A 19,664-nucleotide genomic window follows, 5' to 3' on the forward strand; every position below is an offset into this window, starting at 1 on the left:
CGCGGACTCCACCAAAGGTCCGACGAGGAACCACGCGGCTGATGAATCATGACGGAACAGCGCCGAGAAGCGTCTCAAAACGCCGTCCACCATGTGATCGGCCAGAGGAAGGCGACCCTTACAGACGTAGGGTGGGGCTGGGGACCGCCGGCGGGCCGGATGGTTCCGAGCCGCCGCGCCGAGGGAGGTCCAGTAAGTGACCAGCCAGGTCAGTAGCCCAGCCGAACAGGCCGATGAGGCCGATGAGGCCGATGAGGCACTCGTAGGGGGACAGCGTGCCCCCCAGTCCGCAACAGCAGGCACCGGCGAGAAAGAGATCCGCCGCCTGGACCGGGTGATCATCCGCTTCGCGGGTGACTCCGGAGACGGCATGCAGCTCACGGGTGACCGGTTCACCTCGGAGACCGCGTCCTTCGGGAACGACCTCTCCACGCTGCCGAACTTCCCCGCCGAGATCCGTGCCCCCGCAGGAACCCTGCCGGGTGTGTCCTCGTTCCAGCTCCACTTCGCCGACCACGACATCCTGACCCCGGGCGACGCGCCGAACGTCCTGGTGGCGATGAACCCGGCCGCGCTCAGGGCCAATATCGCCGATGTGCCGCGTGGCGCCGACATCATCGTCAACACCGACGAGTTCACCAAGCGGCCGATGGCGAAGGTGGGGTACGAGACCAGCCCGCTGGAGGACGGCTCGCTGGAGGCGTACCACGTCCACCCGGTGCCGCTGACCACGCTCACCATCGAGGCCCTGAAGGAGTTCGGGCTCTCCCGCAAGGAGGCCGAGCGCTCCAAGAACATGTTCGCGCTGGGCCTGCTGTCGTGGATGTACCACCGGCCCACCGAGAACACCGAGAAGTTCCTGCGGACCAAGTTCGCCAAGAAGCCGCAGATCGCCGAGGCGAACGTGGCGGCGTTCCGGGCCGGGTGGAACTTCGGGGAGACCACGGAGGACTTCGCGGTCAGCTACGAGGTGGCCCCCGCGTCGCAGGCCTTCCCCACCGGCACGTACCGCAACATCTCGGGGAACCTGGCGCTGTCCTACGGTCTGATCGCCGCGGGCCGGCAGGCGGACCTGCCGCTGTACCTGGGCTCGTACCCGATCACGCCGGCCTCGGACATCCTGCACGAACTGTCCAAGCACAAGAACTTCGGCGTCCGCACCTTCCAGGCCGAGGACGAGATCGCCGGGATCGGCGCCGCGCTCGGCGCCGCCTTCGGCGGCAGCCTCGCGGTCACGACCACCTCCGGCCCGGGTGTGGCGCTCAAGTCCGAGACGATCGGCCTGGCCGTATCCCTCGAACTCCCGCTGCTCATCGTCGACATCCAGCGCGGCGGCCCGTCCACCGGGCTGCCGACCAAGACGGAGCAGGCCGACCTGCTCCAGGCGATGTACGGGCGCAACGGCGAGGCCCCGGTGCCGATCGTGGCCCCGAGGACCCCGGCGGACTGCTTCGACGCGGCGCTGGACGCCGCCCGGATCGCCCTGACCTACCGCACCCCGGTCTTCCTGCTCTCCGACGGCTACCTGGCCAACGGCTCCGAGCCCTGGCGCGTCCCGGAGGTCGACCAGCTCCCGGACCTGCGCGTCCAGTTCGCCGGCGGCCCGAACCACGAACTGGCCGACGGCACCGAGGTCTTCTGGCCCTACAAGCGCGACCCGCAGACCCTGGCCCGCCCCTGGGCCGTCCCGGGCACGCCCGGTCTCGAACACCGCATCGGCGGCATCGAGAAGCAGGACGGCACCGGGAACATCTCGTACGACCCCGCCAACCACGACTTCATGGTCCGCACCCGCCAGGCCAAGATCGACGGCATCGAGGTCCCGGACCTGGAGGTCGACGACCCGGCGGGGGCGAAGACCCTGGTGCTCGGCTGGGGATCGACGTACGGCCCCATCACCGCGGCCGTCCGGCGGCTGCGCGCCGCCGGGCAGCCGATCGCGCAGGCCCATCTGCGCCACCTCAATCCGTTCCCGCGGAATCTCGGCGAGGTGCTGAAGCGTTATGACAAGGTGGTCGTCCCCGAGATGAACCTCGGGCAGCTGGCCACGCTCATCCGGGCCAAGTACCTGGTGGACGCGCACAGTTACAACCAGGTCAACGGCATGCCGTTCAAGGCCGAGCAGCTTGCGACGGCCCTCCAGGAGGCCATCGATGCCTGAGACCAACGAACTCCTTCAGCTGGTGCCGAAGACCGAGGCCAAGCAGTCCATGAAGGACTTCAAGTCCGACCAGGAAGTGCGCTGGTGCCCCGGCTGCGGCGACTACGCGGTCCTCGCCGCCGTGCAGGGCTTCATGCCCGAGCTCGGACTGGCGAAGGAGAACATCGTCTTCGTCTCCGGCATCGGCTGCTCGTCCCGTTTCCCGTACTACATGAACACCTACGGGATGCACTCGATCCACGGCCGCGCCCCGGCCATCGCCACCGGGCTCGCCTCCTCCCGGCGGGACCTGTCCGTCTGGGTGGTCACCGGCGACGGCGACGCGCTGTCCATCGGCGGCAACCACCTCATCCACGCGCTGCGCCGCAACGTGAACCTGAAGATCCTGCTGTTCAACAACCGGATCTACGGGCTGACCAAGGGGCAGTACTCCCCCACCTCCGAGGTCGGCAAGATCACCAAGTCGACGCCGATGGGTTCGCTCGACGCGCCCTTCAACCCGGTGTCCCTCGCCATCGGCGCGGAGGCCTCGTTCGTCGCCCGTACCGTCGACTCCGACCGCAAGCACCTCACGAGCGTGCTGCGCGCGGCGGCCGACCACCCCGGTACGGCGCTGGTGGAGATCTACCAGAACTGCAACATCTTCAACGACGGCGCGTTCGAGGTCCTGAAGGACAAGGACCAGGCCCAGGAGGCGGTGATCCGCCTGGAGCACGGGCAGCCGATCCTCTTCGGCACGGACGACTCCAAGGGGGTCGTACGGGACTCGCTGACGGGTGATCTGAAGGTGGTCGCCGTCACCGAGGAGAACCGGTCGCAGATCCTCGTCCACGACGCGCACGCCGCGTCCCCGACCACCGCCTTCGCACTCAGCAGGCTGGCCGACCCGGACACCCTGCACCACACCCCGATCGGGGTGCTGCGCAACGTCGAACGGCCGGTCTACGACACCCTCATGGCCGACCAGCTCGACACCGCCGTCGAACAGCACGGCAAGGGCGACCTGGCCGCGCTGCTCGCGGGCAACGACAACTGGACCGTGGCCGGCTAGGGCCTTTCGTTCGGATCAGGCATGATCCGAACGAGAGGCCCTGGGGACCTGCCCCGCCCGTCACACGGATCGACGCGTCGACGCGGCTCCCGGAGTGATCCCGGGGGCCGCGTCGTGTTGCCGAACGGGCTGTCTTCCGGGACGTCCGGCGATTGCGGACCGGGACTCGCCCGGCGGCCGCGCACGATGGGGCCATGACTCTGGACCGTCCGGCGTACCGCATCAAGAGACGGCTGCTCGGCAAGCCGTTGACCACTGAGCACATCAGCGACGAGAAGCTGGACAACCGGACGGCGCTCGGGGTGCTCGCCTCCGACTGCATCAGCTCGTCCGCGTACGGCTCCGAGGAGATGCTCCGGGTCCTCGTGCCCGTCGTCGGCGCCGCCGCCTTCACGCTACTCATGCCGGTCACGTTCGCGATCCTGCTGGTCCTCCTGCTGCTGACGCTCTGTTACAGCGATGTGGTGACGATCTACACCCGGGCCGGGGGGTCGTACGTCGTGGCCCGGGAGAACTTCGGGCCGAACGTCGCGCAGATCGCCGCCGTGGCACTGCTCGTCGACTACATCGTGACCGTCGCCGTGCAGGTGTCGGCCGGTACGAACGCCCTCATCTCGCTCGCCCATCTGGCCGGGGGCGGCTTCACCGGGCTGGACCATCTCCAGCTCCCGGTCTCCGTCGCCGTGATCGTGATCCTCGCGTACGGGAATCTGCGCGGGGTCCGTGAGGCGGGCCGGCTCTTCGCGCTGCCCGCCTATCTGTTCATGGCCGCCCTCGGCCTGGTCCTGTTCGTCTCCGCGCTGCGTGGGCTCACCGGCGGCCTGCCGCACGCCGATCTGCACGCGCCCGGTGTCGTGCCGCTCGGCACCCCGGGCGACGGCTGGCTCTACGGCGCCTCGCTCTTCATCGTGCTGCGCTCGTTCGCCAACGGCGGCTCGTCCCTCACCGGGCTCGAGGCGATCTCCAACGGCATCTCCGCGTTCCGCGAGCCCCAGGGCCGCAACGCCCGTCGCACGCTCCTCACCATGAGCGTGATCCTCGGTTTCCTCGTGCTCGGCGTCTCCACGCTGGCGCACTTCACCCACGCCGTCCCGTACACGGACGGCACCCCGACCGTCATCGCGCAGGAGGCCCACCTGGCCTTCGGGACCGGCACCCTCGGCACCGCCGGGCTGGTCTTCGTACAGCTGGCGACCGCACTGGTCCTCTACACCGGTGCCAACACCCCGTTCACGGGCTTCCCCCACCTCGCGAGCTTCGTCGCCGAGGACCGGTTCCTGCCGCGGGTGCTGACCCGGCGCGGCCACCGCCTCGCGTTCTCCAACGGCATCATCGCGCTGACCGTCGTCTCACTGGCGCTGCTGCTGGTGACCGGCGCCAGCGTGGACAAGCTGGTGGCGCTGTACGCGATCGGCGTGTTCACCGCCTTCACCATGGCGGGGGCCGGGCTGGCCGTCTACCACCTGCGGCGCCGGGAGCCGTACCGCAGGCCGAAGATCGTGCTCAACGGGCTCGCCGCGGTCACCTCGGCCGCCGTCGTGCTGATCTTCGCGGTCACCAAGTTCACCGAGGGTGCCTGGCTGGTCGTGGTGATCTTCCCGCTGGGGGTGTGGGCGCTGACGCGGATCAACCGCGAGTACCGCCGCGAGGCCGCCGTGCTCCAGGGCATCCAGGCCCCGGGCGCCGACCGGGTGGCCTTCCGCCACCATCTGGTCATGGTCCTCGTCGAGGCACTCGACCTGGCCACGCTGAAGGCCCTGCGCTACGCCCATGAGCTGCGCCCCGACGAGATCCGGGCGGTGCACTTCGCGATCGACGAGGCGTACGCCGGTCGGCTGGCCGCCCGTTGGGGGGCGACGGCCGCCACCTCCGTGGCCCTGGAGCTGGTGAACTGCCCGGACCGTCGGCTGCGCCACGCGATGAAGGAGCTCGCGTACCGGACCACGGAGGACGGGGAGACCTGGCTGACGGTCCTGGTGCCCCGGCGTACGTACAGCAACGCACTCGGCAAGATGCTGCACCGGGGCACGGGCGAGAAGATGGCGAAATCGCTGACACAACTGCCGCACGTGGTGGTGACGATCCTGCCGTTCGACGTCTCGCGGGAGCTGCGCGCGCTGGAGGAGCGGCACCGGCACCGGCCGGCCTGACGGCCGAACGCACCACCGCTCAGGCGGAGGCCCGGCCCTCCTTGCGCGCGTCGTACGTCACGCGCGCCGCGTCCACCGCGTCCAGGCTCCGTTCCGACCAGCGCGCCAGAGCCCACACCTGCTCCGCCGCCTCCCGGCCCAGGTCGGTGAGCGTGTAGTCGACCCGCGGCGGGATCACCGGCTTGGCGTCCCGGTCCACGAAGCCGTCGCGCTCCAGGGTCTGGAGGGTCTGCGCCAGCATCTTCTCGCTGACGCCGCCGACCTCGCGGCGCAGTTCGCTGAAGCGGAACGAGCGCTCCAGCAGGGCCGCGAGCACCAGGACACCCCAGCGGCTGGTGACGTGTTCGAGGACCAGCCGGGAGGGGCACATCGGCTCCCGCACATCGGGGCGCCCATCGGTGCGCGCATCCGGGCGCCCATCGGGCCTCGCCGCGAGCCGCTCACCGAGCCGCGCGTCGGGCCGTCGCTCCATGTTGCTTACGCTCATGTCGGTACCTTACTTCAAAGTGGGTACTTTCGCTTGGTTAGTGCCACCCTTAAGGTGAGTATCAGAACGCCTGAACAGGAACATAAGCACCCGAAGAGGAGAAACACCCCATGAGCATCGTCGTCACCGGAGCCACCGGAGAGCTCGGCCGCCTCGTCGTCGAGCAGCTGCTGACCACCGTCCCCGCGAGCGGGATCGCCGCCGTCGTCCGCGACAAGGAGAAGGCCGCCGGCCTCGCCGCCCGCGGCGTCGAGCTCCGCATCGCCGACTACAGCCGCCCCGAGACGCTGACCGACGCCTTCCGGACCGGTGACCGCGTGCTGCTCATCTCCGGCAACGAGGTCGGCAGCCGCGTCGCGCAGCACACCGCGGTCATCGACGCGGCCAAGGCGGCGGGCGTGGCGCAGCTCGCGTACACCGGCGTCCTGGGCGGCCCCGACGCGGACTTCGCGCTGGCCGACGAGCACAAGGTGACCGAGCAGCTGATCCTCGACTCCGGCCTGCCGTACACGTTCCTGCGCAACGGCTGGTACACGGAGAACTACACCGCGAACCTGGCCCCCGTCCTGGCCCACGGCGCCGTCGTGGCCAACGCGGGCGAGGGCAGGGTCGCCTCGGCCACCCGCGCCGACTACGCGGCCGCGGCCGCGGCCGTCCTGACCGGCGAGGGCCACCTCGGCAAGGCCTACGAGCTGAGCGGGGACGTCGCCTGGTCGCTCACGGAGTACGCGGCCGAGGTCGCCAAGGCTTCCGGCAAGGAGATCGCGTACAAGAACGTCCCGGGCGCCGCGCACCAGGAGATCCTGGTCGGGGCCGGCCTGCCCGAGGGCTTCGCGGCGATCCTCGTCGGCGTGGACGAGGGCATCCGGCGCGGGCTGCTGGCCCACACCGGCGGTGACCTGGCCCGGCTGATCGGCCGCCCGACGACGCCGCTCGCCGAGACCGTCGCGGCGGCGGTCGCCGCCCAGTAGGCGGCGTACGGCAGGAAGCACCCACGGGACCCCGGGCCCGGTGTCATGACCGTCTGGCGATACGGCAATGACACCGGACCCCGTCGGCGCTACCTTCGTCAGGTTGACGGAGTCGTCGACGGACACCTGCCAGGAGGGGCCCGTGAAGGGTAAGAACGAACAGCGGGCCGGACTCCTGTCCGGCGTCACGGCCTACGGCCTGTGGGGTGTCGTCCCGCTCTTCTGGCCCCTGCTGAAGCCGTCCGGCGCGGTCGAGATCCTCGCCCACCGCATGGTCTGGTCCCTCGGCGTCGTCGGCATCGCGCTGCTCGTCCTGCGCCGCTGGGCCTGGATCGGCGCGCTGCTGCGGCAGCCGAGGAAGCTGGGGCTGATCACCGTCGCCGCGGCCGTGATCACCGTCAACTGGGGCCTGTACATCTGGTCCGTGAACAACGGACATGTCGTCGAGGCGTCCCTCGGCTACTTCATCAATCCGCTGGTCACCATCGCCATGGGCGTCCTGCTCCTCGGCGAACGGCTGCGCCCGGCACAGTGGGTGGCGGTCGGTACGGGCGTCGCGGCGGTGCTCGTGCTGGCGATCGGCTACGGGCAGCCGCCGTGGATCTCGCTGACCCTGGCCTTCTCGTTCGCGACGTACGGGCTGGTGAAGAAGAAGGTCAACATGGGCGGCCTGGAGTCGCTCACCGCCGAGACCGCGGTGCTGTTCGTGCCCGCGCTCGGCTATCTGGTGTGGCTGGGCGCGCAGGGCGATTCGACCTTCCTCTCCGGGGGCGCCGGCCATGCCGCACTGCTCGCGGCGACCGGCCTGGTGACCGCCGTCCCGCTGGTCCTGTTCGGGGCGGCCGCGATCCGGGTGCCGCTCTCCACGCTCGGCCTGTTGCAGTACCTGGCGCCGGTCTTCCAGTTCATCCTCGGGATCGTCTACTTCCACGAGGCGATGCCGCCGGAGCGCTGGGCGGGCTTCGCGCTGGTCTGGCTGGCCCTCACGCTACTGACCTGGGATGCGCTGCGGACGTCACGGCGTACGCGGGCGCAGGCACAGGCCGCACGGCTGGCCGCGGCGAAGCAGGCCACCCCGGCCGAGGCGGAGACGCCTGCCACCCCGCGACTCATTACCTAGTTGCTTTTTTAACTTAGTTGCGTTTCCCTTGGTGTCCACGGCCTCGCGCCCGCGCCCGCACCCGAGGAGTACGCATGCCCACATCCCCGACCACCGTGCTGATCGTCGGCTCCGGACCGACCGGACTGACCCTGGCCATCGATCTCGCCCGGCGGGCCGTCGACGTGGCGATCATCGACAAGGCCCCGCAGTTCCCGCGCAGTTCACGGGCCAAGGGGCCCAACTCGCGCTCACTGGAGGTCCTGGAGGACCTCGGAGTCGCCGAGGAGGCACTGGCCGCCGGGGCCGCGCCGCTGCCCATGCGCAAGTACCGGGGCGGGGTGGCGATCGCCGACGCCGCCCCCTTCGCGGACGTGCACCCGACACCGGACTCCCCTTACGCCCGGCCCCGGATGATCGCCCAGTGGCGACTGGAGGAGGTCCTGCGGGACCGGCTCCAGACGTACGGCGTACGGGTCGGGCTCGGCCGCGAACTCGTGGGCCTGGCGCAGGGCGACATGTCCGTGACCGCCACGCTCGCCGACGGCGGCGAGATCGAGGCGCGGTACGTCGTCGGCTGCGACGGCGGCCACAGCGCGGTGCGCAAACTGCTCGGCATCCCGTTCGAGGGGAAGACGGACGAGACGCAGATGATGGTCTGCGGCGACGTCGAGGCCGAGGGGCCGGACCGCGGCTTCTGGCACCAGTGGTTCGACGAGGACGGCGCCGTGATGCTCTGCCCGATCCCCGGCACCCGGTCGGGCTGGTGGTTCCAGGCCGGTCCCGAGACGGACGCCTCGGGCGCCCCCGTACCGCCGTCGCTGGAGAGCTTCCAGCGGCTGTTCGCCAAGCACACGGGGCTGCCGGGCGACCTGCTGTCGCAGGCCGCCCTGCTCTCCACCTACCGGGTCAACGAGCGCATGGTGGACCGCTACCGGGTGGGCCGGGTGTTCCTGGCGGGCGACGCCGCGCATGTGCACTCGATCGCGGGCGGGCTGGGCATGAACACCGGCATCCAGGACGCGTACAACCTCGGCTGGAAGCTCGCCCGGGTCGCCTCCGGGCAGGCGGATCCGGCCCTGCTCGACACGTACGAGGAGGAGCGACTGCCCGTCGCGGCCGACGTCCTGAACCTCAGCGCGGAACGGCTGCGGGCCACGCTGGAGGCGATCAAGGAGCCGGGCGGCGGCCTGGACACGGCGGTGGCTCCGCGCACCAACGGCCTGGGCGACGGCTACCGCTGGAGCTCACTGGCCCGCCTCGGCGCCACACCCCGGCTGCGGGCGGGCGACCGCGCCCCGGACGCGCCCTGCCGCGATGTGGCCACCGGCGCCCCCCGCCGGCTGTTCGAGGCCTTCGCCGGGCCGCACTTCACCCTGCTCGGCTTCGGCGCGGGCACGGCAGCCGCGCTGCGGGAGGCGTCGGCGGCGCATGAGGGCGAACTGCTGGCGTACGGAGTGGACGCGGGCGGCACGCACGGCTTGGCCGACGACGACGGCCACGCCCGCTCGGCGTACGGCATCGCGCCCGGCGAGGACGTCCTGGTCCTGATCCGCCCGGACAACCACGTCGGACTGATCGCCCCCGCCACGGACGTGCGGGCGGTCGCGCAGTACCTGAGCGCTGCGGCATTGGAGCGAGCTTGAACTCGTTACGGCGGGTCACCACCCGCTGACGCACAGTTTATATTCTCCTCACACTTATGACCCGACCCCTGCGCACCTCCGGGACGTCACGCACGCTCCTGCGCACCGCGACCACCACCGCCGCCCTTTCCGCCCTGACGCTCCTCGCCTGCGGAATCGCTCCCACCGCGGGCGCGGACGACACCGTGCAGACCGTCCACCCGTCGGGCCTCGGCCCGACGGGCCCCTGGTTCCGGCTCCAGGAGACGACCCCCGACCGGGACCCCGGCATCCAGGAGGTCTCCCCCAAGCCCGACCCGGTCCACCTGAACGGCAGCCTGCGCCTGGCCATCGGCCCCGGCGAGCAGGCCCAGGCCGCCCACTACTTCAACGCGACCTGGACGCCCGAGCCCATGCAGCCGCTGCTGGACGCGGGCATCTCGTACTGGGCGTACACCTCCACCGAGGGCTCCAGCGTCACCAACATCGGCGCCAACCTGCAACTCCCGGCCTCCTGCGGCGGATTCACCACCCTGTCGTTCGAACCCGGCAGCAACACGGACGTGCAGGGCGAGGCACTGAAGCCGGACACCTGGCAGCAGTACCGGTTCACCGGCGACTCGGTGATGCGGACCTCGCGCGCCGTGGCCGGCATCCCGGCGGGCGGGGACGCCCCGCTGTCGCACTTCATCGCGGAGTGCGAGGGCGCGTACGGGGTGATCGCCAACATCGGCCGGCTCGGCGACGCCGTGAACGGGAGGCTCAACACCTACGTCGACAACATCACCGCCAAGGGCACCACCTGGGACTTCGCCGTCACCGGCCGCGCGACGGCCGCGCTCACCGTGCCCGAGGAGATCGAGGCGGGGGACGGCCCCCGCCCGGCCGACGCCTCCTACACCGACCCGGCCGACGGACCGCAGTACCCCGGCATCGGCACGCACCTGACGCTCAAGGGACCTGCCGGACTCCAGGCGAACCAGCTGACCGTCATGTCCGAAGGCTCCGAAGTCCCCCTGACCCAGGGGACGGACGGCACGCTCACCGGCGAACTGCGGACCAACCTCCGGGCCGGCGGCACGCTGGAGCCCGGCGGAAAGGCCGGCGCCGCCTTCACCCTCGCCGCCGCCGAGGGCGCGCCCACGGGCACACTCGACGTGACGACCGAACTGACCGTCGTCATCGCCGGTGTCGACGGGCCGCAGCGCACCGGCGTCAGCGCGACGGACCGCACGCGGATCACCGCACAGGACGTGGAGCCCAGCCCGTCACCCAGCCCCACGCATCCCCACCACCCCAAGCCGACCCCGCCCGGACACGGAAACGGGAACGGCCCCGGGAACGGCCACTGGGGCGGTGGCCACGGTAACGGTCACGGCAACGGCCCGATGCCCGACGGTCCGGTCGACGCGGGCGACGGTTCCACGGCCCTGACCGGCAGCGGATCGACCGGCCTCGCCGGTATGGGTCTGGCGGCCGGGCTGCTGGCGGCGGCGAGCGCCGCTCTCGGCGGGCTCCGCACCCTCCGGCGCCGACGCGGTTGAGCGCGCGCACCCCGCGGGAACGGCCGTCACGGCGGCCGTTCCCGCGCCTGATCGCGGCGGCCGGGCTGATCCCGGCCGCCGCGGCGGCACTCGTCCTGCTCCTGGGCTCCCCCGTGACGGAGCCCGGCACCCCCGCCGCCCCCCGGTCCGGCGCCGCGTCCACGACGACGGCCCCCCTGCCCGCCTCCCGCCCCCTCCGCGTCGGCATTCCCGCCCTCCACGTCAGCGCTCCCCTGGTGGACCTGACCCTGGACAGCCGGGGCAAGCTCGGCGTGCCCGACCCGGCGGAACGCAATCTGGCCGGCTGGTACCGGGACGGGGTGACCCCTGGCTCCCCCGGCAACGCGATCGTGGTCGCCCACGTCGACACCCCCACCGGCCCGGCCGCCTTCGCCGGACTGGACACGCTGCGCCCCGGCGCGACGGTCGACGTGCGCCGGGCGGACCGGACGGTCGCGACCTTCCGCATCTACGCGATCGAGGAGTTCGAGAAGAGCGACTTCCCGAGCACCCGCGTCTACGGCCGGACGAAGGACGCCCAACTCCGCCTGCTCACCTGCGGCGGCGCCTACGACGCGGCTGCGGGCGGCTACCAGTCGAACGTGGTGGCTTTCGCCCGCCTGGTGTCGATCCGGCCTCCGGAACCCACCGTTCCGAGCGAGAACGTCCTTCACGACTCCTGAGTGCGGTCGGCCCGGAGCCGGGAGGAACGCGAACCGTGCCGAACGCCCCGAAGCCCCCTCGTGCGGTGCACGAGGGGGCCACACGCCGTCAGAGCCGGCAAAGAGGCGTACGTACGGATCAGAAGAAGACCCCGCACCGCAGGGACACGTTGGCGTACGGCGTCGCCTCGCCGGTGCGGACCACCATCCCGGCTCCGGCCGTGCGGGCCTTCAACTCCTCGTAGCTGACGTATTCCAGTCCGGGCAGCCGGTCGGCGGGCAGCCGGTCCGTGCCGGGGGCCGCCGTGCGGACCTCGTGAAGGAGGGGACCCCTGCCCGGAAGGCCAGGTCGACCATGCGCGGGCCGGGCGGGATCGGCATGCCCGCGTCACAGACAAGTACCTCGTCGCCGTGGCCGAGTTCGGCCGGCGCCCCTGCGAGGTGCCGGTCAGATCGTGATGCGTGCGCTCAGATGAGCGAGCGTGGTGTACGGGGCCCTGCCACCCGCCCACGCGGGCTCCCCGACCCGTGCGGGACCGGTGGGTGGCCGGGAGCGGTGAGCCGAGGGCCGGGAGCCCCGCACAAGTGGTCGATGGCCTCGTGGCAGACCGGGCGGGCCATGGCGCCGGCGACACGGTGACGGCGCGGACGCCGCCCGAGCCCGCGCGCTCGGCCTCGATCCGGCGCGGGCGGGCCACCACGCCGCGGAAGGGCTAGGCAGTGACCGCTCGGGGTGATCGCGCTCGGAGCGAGAAGAGGATCGGGAGATAGGTGTCACCGAACGGGAACCGACGAGTGCCGTCGGGCCCCTGGGGCAGGATGCGGCGTCCGGGGATCTCGGCCTCGGTGTGCTCGACGAGCCGGTCGACGATCATTCCGGACCCGGCCGCAGCTGTCACGATCTCGCCCACCGAGTGCGGGTACTCGACCACCTCCTGCGCGGCCATCGGATGGTCCGGGTCCGCATAGGTGTCCGTGACGACCTCCCGCTGGGGCTCTCCTCCGCCGTAGGGCCAGTCGGCCACGAGCGGCTCGTAGCTGGCCAGGGTCTGGTAGGCGGGATGCAGGTCGACCAGCACCAGCCTCCCACCCGGCCGCAGCGCCATCGCCGCACCGCGCATCCACGCGTCGAGGTCCCCGATCCAGCACAGCACTCCGTAGGTGGCGATCACCAGATCGAACCTGCCCGCCAGGCCGGACGGCAGGTTCTGCGTGTCCGCCTCGATGAACTCGGCTTTCAGCCCCGCGAGTTCGGCCAGCTCCCGCGCCCGGGCGACCGCCGTCGACGAAAAATCGACCCCGGTGACCGTGGCACCCAGACGAGCCCAGTTGAGCGTGTCCATACCGAAGTGGCACTGCAGATGCAGCACATCCCGTCCGGTCACATCGCCGGCGAGCTCCCGCTCGATCCCATAGAGCGTCTGCCGGCCCGCCAGGAACGAATCAACGTCGTAGAGAAGGTCGTTGGGAGTCGTGCCATGCGTACGGGCCCGGGCGTCCCACAGGGCACGGTTCACGCTGAGCGCGTCGCCGGGAGAGTTGCCGTCGGGAGAGTGTCCGTTCATCTCCGCAGTGTGGCAGGCCGCTTCGGATTCACCGCCGGATGCCCGGCACCGCTCTCCGCGTCCAGGCCCGCGAGCAGACGCAGCCCGTCCTCGGCCGGGCTGCCCGGGGGCGCCGACAGCACCAGCAACTCCCTCCCGCCCTCGCCGGGCAGCGCGAAGTTCTCCTGGTGCAGTTCCAGCAGCCCGACCAGCGGGTGCTGGAACGCCTTGCGGCCATGGGTGCGGGCTCGCACATCCGCACGCGCCCAGAGCCGGCGGAATCGCTCGCTGCCCATCGCCAACTCACCGATGAGGGAAGCGAGCCGGGGATCGTCGGGATACGTACCGGCGGCCAGCCGCAGGTGCCCGACCGCGTCGAGGGTGCAGGTCTCCCAGTCCGCGTAGAAACCGCGCTCGGCCTCCTCCAGGAAGAGGTGCCGGGCGGTGTTCAGACCCGGCATCGGCCGACCGTAGAGAAGCCCGGCGAGGCGGTTCCCGGCAAGGACGTCCAGCCGGTGGTCCATGATCATCGCGGGTGCGTCGACGACCAGATCGAGGACGCGCAGCACCTCCGGCCGGACCCGCCCGCCCGGCGCCTTCGCGCGGCGGCGGCACTGCCGGGCGAGCCGGTGGAGGTGCTCGCACTCGGTCTCGTCGAGGCCGAGGACGCGGGCGAGCGCGTCGAGGACCTGGGCGGACGGCTGGGTCGCGCGGCCCTGCTCCAGGCGTACGTAGTAGTCGACGCTGACCCCGGACAGGTGGGCGACCTCCTCGCGGCGCAGCCCTTCGACTCTGCGACGGCTGTCGGTCGGGATGCCGACGGCCGCCGGATCGACCCGGGAACGCCGGGTCCGCAGAAAGCCCGCGAGATCGTCCATGCCCTCCAGTATGGCCACAGTGCTGCCCCGCGAAGGTGGCCCTGCCAATACCAGGAAGTCCGGTCCTACGGAAGACGCGCCCCTGAACGCCGGGCGCCGGAACGCCTTGAATCGAAGGCACCCGACCTTCCCGAAGGAGTTCCCATGAAGACCCTGATCGTCCACGCCCACCCGGAGCCGCAGTCGCTGAACAGTTCACTGAAGGACCTCGCGGTGACCACCCTGGAGGCCGCCGGGCACGAGGTACGGGTGAGCGATCTGTACGCGATGAACTGGAAGGCGGTCGTGGACGCCTCGGACTACGGCCCCGATGCCTCGAACCCCCTGAGCGTCGGCCGGGACTCGGGGAGGGCCTTCGACGCCGGGACACTCACCCACGACGTCCGCGCCGAGCAGGAGAAGCTGCTGTGGGCGGACACGATCATCTTCCAGTTCCCGCTGTGGTGGTACTCGATGCCCGCGATCCTCAAGGGATGGGTGGACCGGGTCTTCACCTTCCACTTCGCGTACGGCGTCGGCGAACACAGCGACATCAAGTACGGCGAGCGCTACGGCGAGGGCACCCTCGCGGGCCGCAGGGCCCTGCTGTCGGTGACGGTCGGCGGCATGGAGCCGCACTACTCGGCTCGCGGGATCAACGGCCCCATCGACGACCTGCTGTTCCCGATCCAGCACGGCATCCTCTACTACCCGGGCATCGAGGTACTGCCGCCGTTCGTCCTCTACGGCACCGACCGGATGAGCGGCGAGGACTTCCCGGACGCGGCCAAGGCGTGGGAACAGCGCCTGCTGACCCTGGAATCGACCGACCCCATCGCGTTCCGGCGCCAGAACTTCGGCGACTACGAGATCCCGTCCCTGCACCTGAAGGACGGCCTGGAGCCGCAGGGCCACACGGGCTTCGGACTCCACGTGCGCGGCTGAACACCGACCGGGAGCAGCCGTACGGACACGAGCCTCACGGCTGCGCCCCGTGCTCCGCCGCCCGGTGCCGCGCCCGCAGCACCCGGCAGTCGGTCTCCCGGCTCGCGTCCCGCTCCCGCTTGGCGACGGCTTCGGCGAGGTCGATCTCCTGACACTCGTGGCAGGCGACGGGGCGGGCGTCCTCCTGACTGCTCACGCCACCTCACCTCGGCTCCTGGCGTTCTCCCGCGCGGTCCTGGCGGCGAGGCGCTCGGCGGGCGTGGCCGGGCGGACGCGCTCAGGGGACGCCTCCCACTCGGAGCCGCCCCTGGCCGGACGGAGCATCCAGTAGGGGCCGGCGACTCCGCGGAACTCCCCCACGCGATCGCGGTCACCACGGCTGGCGTCCACGACGAGCGTGCCGGGGGGCGGGGGCTGCGGGGATTCCTGTGCGGCCGGCGGACCGCTCTCTTCGGACACGATCATTCCTCTCCGTAGTCATTCCACTACCAAGCGGATCGAGCGTGGCCTAGAGTCGGGGTGTCTTCAACTTGCGTCAGCCGCACGGAGAGTTGGGCGGAAACTGTTGAACCGCAAAGAGCTGAACCCCGAAAGTTCTCCGGCCGCAGCCTTCGGGGAGCGTCTTCGCCGGTTACGGGACGAGCGCGGCTGGACCCAGGACGAACTGGCAGAGCGTACGGGGTACTCCGGGACTCATATCTCCGCCGTCGAAACTGGGCGCCGGTCCCCAACTCCCCGCTTTTCGCATAGCGTCGACAAGGCGTTCGGAACCGGCGATCAGTTCGAGCGTCAGGGTCGGGCCGCGCGCCACACGGCCTTGCTGGAAGGGTTCCCGGAGTACGTAGGTCATGAGGCCCGAGCGGCGGAGATCCGGCTCTACGAGGTGGGCGTCATGCCCGGTCTGCTCCAGACCCCGGAGTACGCGGCAGCCCTCGCCGAGAGCGCCGTAAAGCGCGGGGCGATCACGCCCGACCAGGCAACTGAGCGAGTGGACCTCGTCGCCCAGCGACAAGCGTCACTGGTCCGCACGCCCACGCCCTTGGTACTGGTCGTGCTCGACGAGAGCTGCATCCGCCGCCCCATCGGCGATCCCGCCGCCATGGACGCACAGTTGGCGCGCCTGCTCGAGTTCGCCGAACTGCCCACCACGGTGCTGCAGATCGCCCCGTTCGCCATGGGCGTCCGCCGCCCGTTCGACCTGCCGCTCTACATGCTGACGCTCCCGGACCGCTCGCTCATGTCGTACGCCGAGTCGACCCAACAGGGCCATCTGGAACGGGAAAGCACGTTCGTACTGCCGCTGCTTACGGCCTACCATCAGCTACAGGCCGAGGCGCTCTCCCAGTCGGCATCCGTGGCCATGATCGAGCAGTTGCGAAAGGGCACCCCGTGACGACCGAATCCCCGCACTGGTACACCTCCTCGTACAGCAACAACGGCGGCGCCTGCGTCGAGGTCGCCACCAACCTCGTCGCCCCGCGCGGCATCGTCCCCGTACGCGACTCCAAGAACCCGGCCGGCCCTGTCCTGACGCTCCCCGCCGGGGCCTTCGCCTCCTTCGTGGCGGGCGTCAAGCGCGGCGACCTCGACACCGTCTGACCTCCCGGCGGGACCTGGACCGCGGCTCAACCGGCCCACCTGGCCCAGCGGGTCCTCGCGCTGGTGCTGCGACCGGGATGGTTCACCGTGGTCGGGAGACGGCTCACGGGACGAGCGCGGTCCGCGAGGCGACTGGTATTACTGGTGCATGCAGGAAGAGCAGGAAGAGACCGCGCGGTCCGCGATCGACACGTTCATCTCCGCGTTCAACGCCTCGGACGACAGCTATGTGACTGCGCTGCTCTCCCAGGCCCTGACCTCGGACGTGGTCTTCTGGGGACCGTTGGGCCGCAGTGAGGGGATCGAGGCGGTCGAGCGGTTCGTGCTGGACATCCGGCGCCACCCCGCGGGCACCGGCACGATGGTGCGCTGTTCGGCGGTGGACGTGCCGGACGAGTGGGCCCGGTACCAGTGGGTGTTCACCACGCCGGACGGAGGCCCCCGCCTGGCGGGAACGGACGTCGTCCATCTGCGGCGGAGCCTCATCGATCAGGTCATCGTCTTCGCGGGGGAGATCGAGCCGTTCGTCTCCTGAGTCGTTCTCCTCTGGCACCGTCCTTCTCCTGAACCGGCCCCGTTCGGGGCTCCGGGTCTGCCCAGCCGAGATCATCTTCACAACGCTTCGGTCGTCCGCGCTCGGCCACGAGCGGGCCGATGATGCGCTGTGGCTGTGTAAGTTCGCGGTTGGTCAGGCTGCGGTGTTGCGGGGGCGTCCGGCAGGCCAGGACGATCTCGTTGAACCGGTGGATCACATCGCGCACGGTGTCCTCGTCGGCCGCCACCAGCCGGGCGATCACCGGCACCCGATTCCCGCCGGCCGAGGCCGGCAGCATCGTCGCGCGCCGATAGCGCACCGAGTTGGTGCTGCCCCGGCGCACGATCCGCTGCAGCCGCTGCCCCTCCTGGTCGGTCAGTCTGCGCACACGGACAGGCTCGGCCACCGCGCCTCCAGCGGTCGGATCGGACGTCACCGCACATCCAGCCGCCACGACGACCAACCCAGCGAACCTATGCGGGCACAGCACTAGCGGGCCGCGCAGGCAGGGAAGTCGATCCGGCCGAGCTCTGCCTCGGGCCAATCCGCCCCTGCGTAGGAGTCGACCTCCTCGCCGCTCACGGAGATCCCGCTGTCACGCTGACGACCGACATGGCGGACAGCCACGCCGTCCCCGCTCGACTGGAGGACCTGGAGCTCAGCGCGGCCGTCGTGGTCGGTGTCGGTGACCCACACCCCGAACACGAACGCCGGGCTACCCATGCGGATGGTGCCGGTCCGGTGACTGGTCAGGTCGCCGGCGAGAGGCCCGTAGTGCACCTCGTGCGCCAGCATGCTGTCCCGCGGGCTGTCGCCGGCGTCGCCCTGACTGGAGAAGAGCGCCAGATCGAGGTACCCGTCACCGTCGAAGTCGCCGAAGGCTCCCCGCGTCGCCATGTCCTCCTTCGGCGCACCTCGCAGCTTCTGCCAGAACCCGCGGGCATCGCCCACACTGACAGTGGTGCGGTGATCGCCTCCCCGGAAGACCACCGAGCCGGCACCTTCGCCCTTCTGGTAGAGAATCTCGTCCAGGTGCCCATCCGCGTCCACGTCGGCGCGCAGGGTGGTGCCGTCGACGGCGCATATGGCCATGGGCGCATGGTCGCCCGGCTGCGGCCCGGTGCCCAGGAGCGGCCATAAGCCTCCGGCGATCACGGCGAGACCGGCTGCGGCAGCCGTGGCGAACCGACGCTGACGCGAGCGCCGCCGATGCTGCTGCCGCAGCCGCATCGACGAGATCTCCTCCCTGAGCGAGATTTTCCTTAGAACATCAGACGGAGGCATGGCGGCACTCTAGGTCGTGCCCGGATTCCCCCGCCTCTGCTCCGGCGCCCGGCACGCAGCCGGTACGTTTCCTCCCACTACGGACCCAAATCCTCCGGACCTCCTCCCCATACCGAACCATCGCCGCAGGTCAGGGCCGTACAGCGGGAATCGGAGATCCCTAGGCTTGACCCATGCCCATCCCGCCCGCATATGCCCTCGTCGCCACGGACCTGGACGGCACCCTGTTGCGCCGCGACGACTCCGTGAGCCCCCGCACCCGCGCCGCGCTCGGCCTCGCCGCAGCCGCCGGAGCCCGGCACCTCGTGGTGACCGGCCGGCCGGTGCCTGGAGTGCGGGAACTGCTCGCGGCCATGGACTACCGGGGGCTCGCGGTCTGCGGTCAGGGCACGCAGCTGTACGACGCCGGGGCGGGGCACATCGTCCACACGGTCACCCTTGACCGGGAGTTGGCCGACGCGGCGCTCGGCAAGATCGAGGCACAGGTCGGCCAGGTCTTCGCGGCGGTGGACCAGGACGGGCCCGACGGCCAGACCCTGATCGAGCCCGGCTACCGGATGCCGCACCCCGCGCTGCCGGCCCAGCGTGCCCAACACCGGGACGAGTTGTGGGCCGCCCCGGTCATCAAAGCGCTGATCCGTCACCCGGATCTGGGCGACGACGCCCTGGCAGCCGCCGCCCACGCAGCAGTAGGCGACCTCGCCACCGTGACCCTTTCCGGGCCGGGGACCGTCGAGCTTCAGCCGTACGGGGTCGACAAGGGCGCCGGAATCGCGGCGGCCGCCGAGCACCTGGGCCTGGACCCGATGACCGCGATCGCCTTCGGGGACATGCCCAACGACCTGCCGATGTTCCGCAGTTGCGGATACGGCGTGGCGATGGCCAACGCCCACCCGCTCCTGCGCGCCGCCGCGGACGAGGTGACGCTGTCCCATGAGGAGGACGGGGTCGCGGTGGTCCTGGAACGCATCTTCGGCCGCTCGCCGAAGAATTGAGAGGCCGCTTCCGTCTGGTTGCCCGCCTGCTCGTAGGCGTACGACTCCTGCCAGGTGGCAGCGTTGACGTGCGTGACGCGGCCGGTGACCTCGACCGGAAGACCGGCCGCGTCACAGCGGATGCGGGTGGTCGCGCCCAGCGGATCCGTGACGGC

Annotated in this window: 19 protein-coding genes and 3 pseudogenes; 13 read left to right on the top strand and 9 right to left on the bottom strand. The window is 70.9% G+C overall.

The window, feature by feature from the left end:
• Positions 1-196 precede the first annotated feature (196 nt).
• The 3 genes from ACIBJG_RS26275 (at position 197) to ACIBJG_RS26285 (ending at position 5,362) form a co-directional block, all read left to right on the top strand.
• On the top strand, positions 197-2,161 hold the full coding sequence (locus ACIBJG_RS26275) for a 2-oxoacid:acceptor oxidoreductase subunit alpha (RefSeq protein WP_399310917.1): 1,965 nt from the start codon (positions 197-199) through the stop codon (positions 2,159-2,161).
• Positions 2,154-3,212, top strand: a complete 1,059-nt coding sequence (locus tag ACIBJG_RS26280) for a 2-oxoacid:ferredoxin oxidoreductase subunit beta (RefSeq protein WP_399310919.1) — start codon at positions 2,154-2,156, stop codon at positions 3,210-3,212. Before ACIBJG_RS26275 ends, ACIBJG_RS26280 begins: the two co-directional genes overlap by 8 nt.
• A gap of 194 nt (positions 3,213-3,406) precedes the next feature.
• On the top strand, positions 3,407-5,362 hold the full coding sequence (locus ACIBJG_RS26285; protein WP_399310921.1) for an APC family permease: 1,956 nt from the start codon (positions 3,407-3,409) through the stop codon (positions 5,360-5,362).
• Positions 5,363-5,381: 19 nt separating this feature from the next.
• On the opposite strand, the gene ACIBJG_RS26290 is transcribed toward ACIBJG_RS26285, so the two are convergent.
• Entirely contained in the window at positions 5,382-5,732 is a 351-nt protein-coding gene (locus ACIBJG_RS26290) for a winged helix-turn-helix transcriptional regulator (RefSeq protein ID WP_399311171.1), read from the bottom strand.
• Between the two features lie 227 nt (positions 5,733-5,959).
• On the opposite strand from ACIBJG_RS26290, the gene ACIBJG_RS26295 reads away from it, so the two are divergent.
• From ACIBJG_RS26295 to ACIBJG_RS26315, 5 genes are all read left to right on the top strand, one after another.
• Positions 5,960-6,820 carry an SDR family oxidoreductase gene (locus tag ACIBJG_RS26295; protein WP_399310923.1) on the top strand — a complete coding sequence of 287 codons (861 nt, stop codon included), beginning with the start codon at positions 5,960-5,962 and terminating at the stop codon, positions 6,818-6,820.
• A 142-nt stretch (positions 6,821-6,962) separates the two neighbouring features.
• Complete coding sequence (rarD, locus tag ACIBJG_RS26300) at positions 6,963-7,940, top strand: EamA family transporter RarD (RefSeq protein WP_399310925.1); 978 nt, start codon at positions 6,963-6,965, stop codon at positions 7,938-7,940.
• A 74-nt stretch (positions 7,941-8,014) separates the two neighbouring features.
• The gene (locus tag ACIBJG_RS26305) at positions 8,015-9,565 is read left to right on the top strand and encodes an FAD-dependent monooxygenase (protein ID WP_399310928.1); all 1,551 of its coding nucleotides are present in this window, start codon (positions 8,015-8,017) and stop codon (positions 9,563-9,565) included.
• 56 nt (positions 9,566-9,621) lie between these two features.
• Positions 9,622-11,088 carry a hypothetical protein gene (locus ACIBJG_RS26310; protein WP_399310929.1) on the top strand — a complete coding sequence of 489 codons (1,467 nt, stop codon included), beginning with the start codon at positions 9,622-9,624 and terminating at the stop codon, positions 11,086-11,088.
• Positions 11,085-11,771, top strand: a complete 687-nt coding sequence (locus ACIBJG_RS26315; protein ID WP_399310931.1) for a class F sortase — start codon at positions 11,085-11,087, stop codon at positions 11,769-11,771. Before ACIBJG_RS26310 ends, ACIBJG_RS26315 begins: the two co-directional genes overlap by 4 nt.
• Positions 11,772-11,889: 118 nt before the next feature.
• On the opposite strand, the pseudogene ACIBJG_RS26320 reads toward ACIBJG_RS26315, so the two are convergent.
• The 3 genes and pseudogenes from ACIBJG_RS26320 to ACIBJG_RS26330 all read right to left on the bottom strand — a co-directional run.
• Positions 11,890-12,200, bottom strand: a pseudogene (locus ACIBJG_RS26320) (RbsD/FucU domain-containing protein); the annotation flags it as partial.
• A 263-nt stretch (positions 12,201-12,463) separates the two neighbouring features.
• The gene (locus ACIBJG_RS26325; protein ID WP_399310933.1) at positions 12,464-13,315 is read right to left on the bottom strand and encodes a class I SAM-dependent methyltransferase; all 852 of its coding nucleotides are present in this window, start codon (positions 13,313-13,315) and stop codon (positions 12,464-12,466) included.
• Positions 13,312-14,172, bottom strand: a complete 861-nt coding sequence (locus ACIBJG_RS26330) for a helix-turn-helix domain-containing protein (protein WP_399310934.1) — start codon at positions 14,170-14,172, stop codon at positions 13,312-13,314. The genes ACIBJG_RS26325 and ACIBJG_RS26330 overlap by 4 nt, the downstream gene beginning before the upstream one ends.
• Before the next feature lie 144 nt (positions 14,173-14,316).
• On the opposite strand from ACIBJG_RS26330, the gene ACIBJG_RS26335 reads away from it, so the two are divergent.
• The gene (locus ACIBJG_RS26335; protein WP_399310936.1) at positions 14,317-15,096 is read left to right on the top strand and encodes an NAD(P)H-dependent oxidoreductase; all 780 of its coding nucleotides are present in this window, start codon (positions 14,317-14,319) and stop codon (positions 15,094-15,096) included.
• Positions 15,097-15,130: 34 nt separating this feature from the next.
• On the opposite strand, the gene ACIBJG_RS26340 is transcribed toward ACIBJG_RS26335, so the two are convergent.
• Positions 15,131-15,292: a hypothetical protein gene (locus ACIBJG_RS26340; protein WP_399310937.1), complete on the bottom strand. Its 162-nt coding sequence runs from the start codon at positions 15,290-15,292 to the stop codon at positions 15,131-15,133.
• Entirely contained in the window at positions 15,289-15,555 is a 267-nt protein-coding gene (locus ACIBJG_RS26345) for a hypothetical protein (RefSeq protein WP_399310939.1), read from the bottom strand. The genes ACIBJG_RS26340 and ACIBJG_RS26345 overlap by 4 nt, the downstream gene beginning before the upstream one ends.
• A gap of 103 nt (positions 15,556-15,658) precedes the next feature.
• Between ACIBJG_RS26345 and ACIBJG_RS26350 the strand changes: the two genes are divergently transcribed.
• From ACIBJG_RS26350 to ACIBJG_RS26360, 3 genes are all read left to right on the top strand, one after another.
• Complete coding sequence (locus ACIBJG_RS26350) at positions 15,659-16,489, top strand: helix-turn-helix transcriptional regulator (protein WP_399311173.1); 831 nt, start codon at positions 15,659-15,661, stop codon at positions 16,487-16,489.
• Positions 16,486-16,695 carry a DUF397 domain-containing protein gene (locus tag ACIBJG_RS26355; protein ID WP_399310941.1) on the top strand — a complete coding sequence of 70 codons (210 nt, stop codon included), beginning with the start codon at positions 16,486-16,488 and terminating at the stop codon, positions 16,693-16,695. Before ACIBJG_RS26350 ends, ACIBJG_RS26355 begins: the two co-directional genes overlap by 4 nt.
• 148 nt (positions 16,696-16,843) lie before the next feature.
• Positions 16,844-17,230: a nuclear transport factor 2 family protein gene (locus ACIBJG_RS26360; RefSeq protein ID WP_399310943.1), complete on the top strand. Its 387-nt coding sequence runs from the start codon at positions 16,844-16,846 to the stop codon at positions 17,228-17,230.
• 172 nt (positions 17,231-17,402) lie between these two features.
• Here ACIBJG_RS26360 and ACIBJG_RS26365 read toward each other — a convergent pair.
• Both ACIBJG_RS26365 and ACIBJG_RS26370 read right to left on the bottom strand, forming a co-directional pair.
• Positions 17,403-17,636: pseudogene (locus ACIBJG_RS26365) on the bottom strand (helix-turn-helix domain-containing protein); the annotation flags it as partial.
• A gap of 83 nt (positions 17,637-17,719) precedes the next feature.
• Positions 17,720-18,514, bottom strand: a complete 795-nt coding sequence (locus tag ACIBJG_RS26370; protein ID WP_399310945.1) for an FG-GAP repeat domain-containing protein — start codon at positions 18,512-18,514, stop codon at positions 17,720-17,722.
• 173 nt (positions 18,515-18,687) lie between these two features.
• Here ACIBJG_RS26370 and ACIBJG_RS26375 point away from each other — a divergent pair, with 173 nt between their 5' ends.
• A complete protein-coding gene (locus ACIBJG_RS26375; RefSeq protein ID WP_399310946.1) occupies positions 18,688-19,509 on the top strand; it encodes an HAD family hydrolase in 822 nt (273 codons plus the stop codon).
• Between the two features lie 95 nt (positions 19,510-19,604).
• Here ACIBJG_RS26375 and ACIBJG_RS26380 read toward each other — a convergent pair.
• A pseudogene (locus ACIBJG_RS26380) lies at positions 19,605-19,664 on the bottom strand (hypothetical protein); the annotation flags it as partial.

Origin of the sequence: Streptomyces sp. NPDC050422, from assembly GCF_044458665.1 — a bacterium.
Classification (GTDB): Bacteria; Actinomycetota; Actinomycetes; order Streptomycetales; family Streptomycetaceae; genus Streptomyces.

Coding starts and splice junctions, on each gene's coding strand:
- ACIBJG_RS26335 (WP_399310936.1), top strand. CDS start 14,317: ATGAAGACCCTGATCGTCCACGCCCACCCGGAGCCGCAGTCGCTGAAC.
- ACIBJG_RS26325 (WP_399310933.1), bottom strand. CDS start 13,315: ATGAACGGACACTCTCCCGACGGCAACTCTCCCGGCGACGCGCTCAGC.
- ACIBJG_RS26375 (WP_399310946.1), top strand. CDS start 18,688: ATGCCCATCCCGCCCGCATATGCCCTCGTCGCCACGGACCTGGACGGC.
- ACIBJG_RS26285 (WP_399310921.1), top strand. CDS start 3,407: ATGACTCTGGACCGTCCGGCGTACCGCATCAAGAGACGGCTGCTCGGC.
- ACIBJG_RS26290 (WP_399311171.1), bottom strand. CDS start 5,732: ATGTGCCCCTCCCGGCTGGTCCTCGAACACGTCACCAGCCGCTGGGGT.
- ACIBJG_RS26310 (WP_399310929.1), top strand. CDS start 9,622: ATGACCCGACCCCTGCGCACCTCCGGGACGTCACGCACGCTCCTGCGC.
- ACIBJG_RS26330 (WP_399310934.1), bottom strand. CDS start 14,172: ATGGACGATCTCGCGGGCTTTCTGCGGACCCGGCGTTCCCGGGTCGAT.
- ACIBJG_RS26280 (WP_399310919.1), top strand. CDS start 2,154: ATGCCTGAGACCAACGAACTCCTTCAGCTGGTGCCGAAGACCGAGGCC.
- ACIBJG_RS26305 (WP_399310928.1), top strand. CDS start 8,015: ATGCCCACATCCCCGACCACCGTGCTGATCGTCGGCTCCGGACCGACC.
- ACIBJG_RS26370 (WP_399310945.1), bottom strand. CDS start 18,514: ATGCCTCCGTCTGATGTTCTAAGGAAAATCTCGCTCAGGGAGGAGATC.
- ACIBJG_RS26360 (WP_399310943.1), top strand. CDS start 16,844: ATGCAGGAAGAGCAGGAAGAGACCGCGCGGTCCGCGATCGACACGTTC.
- ACIBJG_RS26295 (WP_399310923.1), top strand. CDS start 5,960: ATGAGCATCGTCGTCACCGGAGCCACCGGAGAGCTCGGCCGCCTCGTC.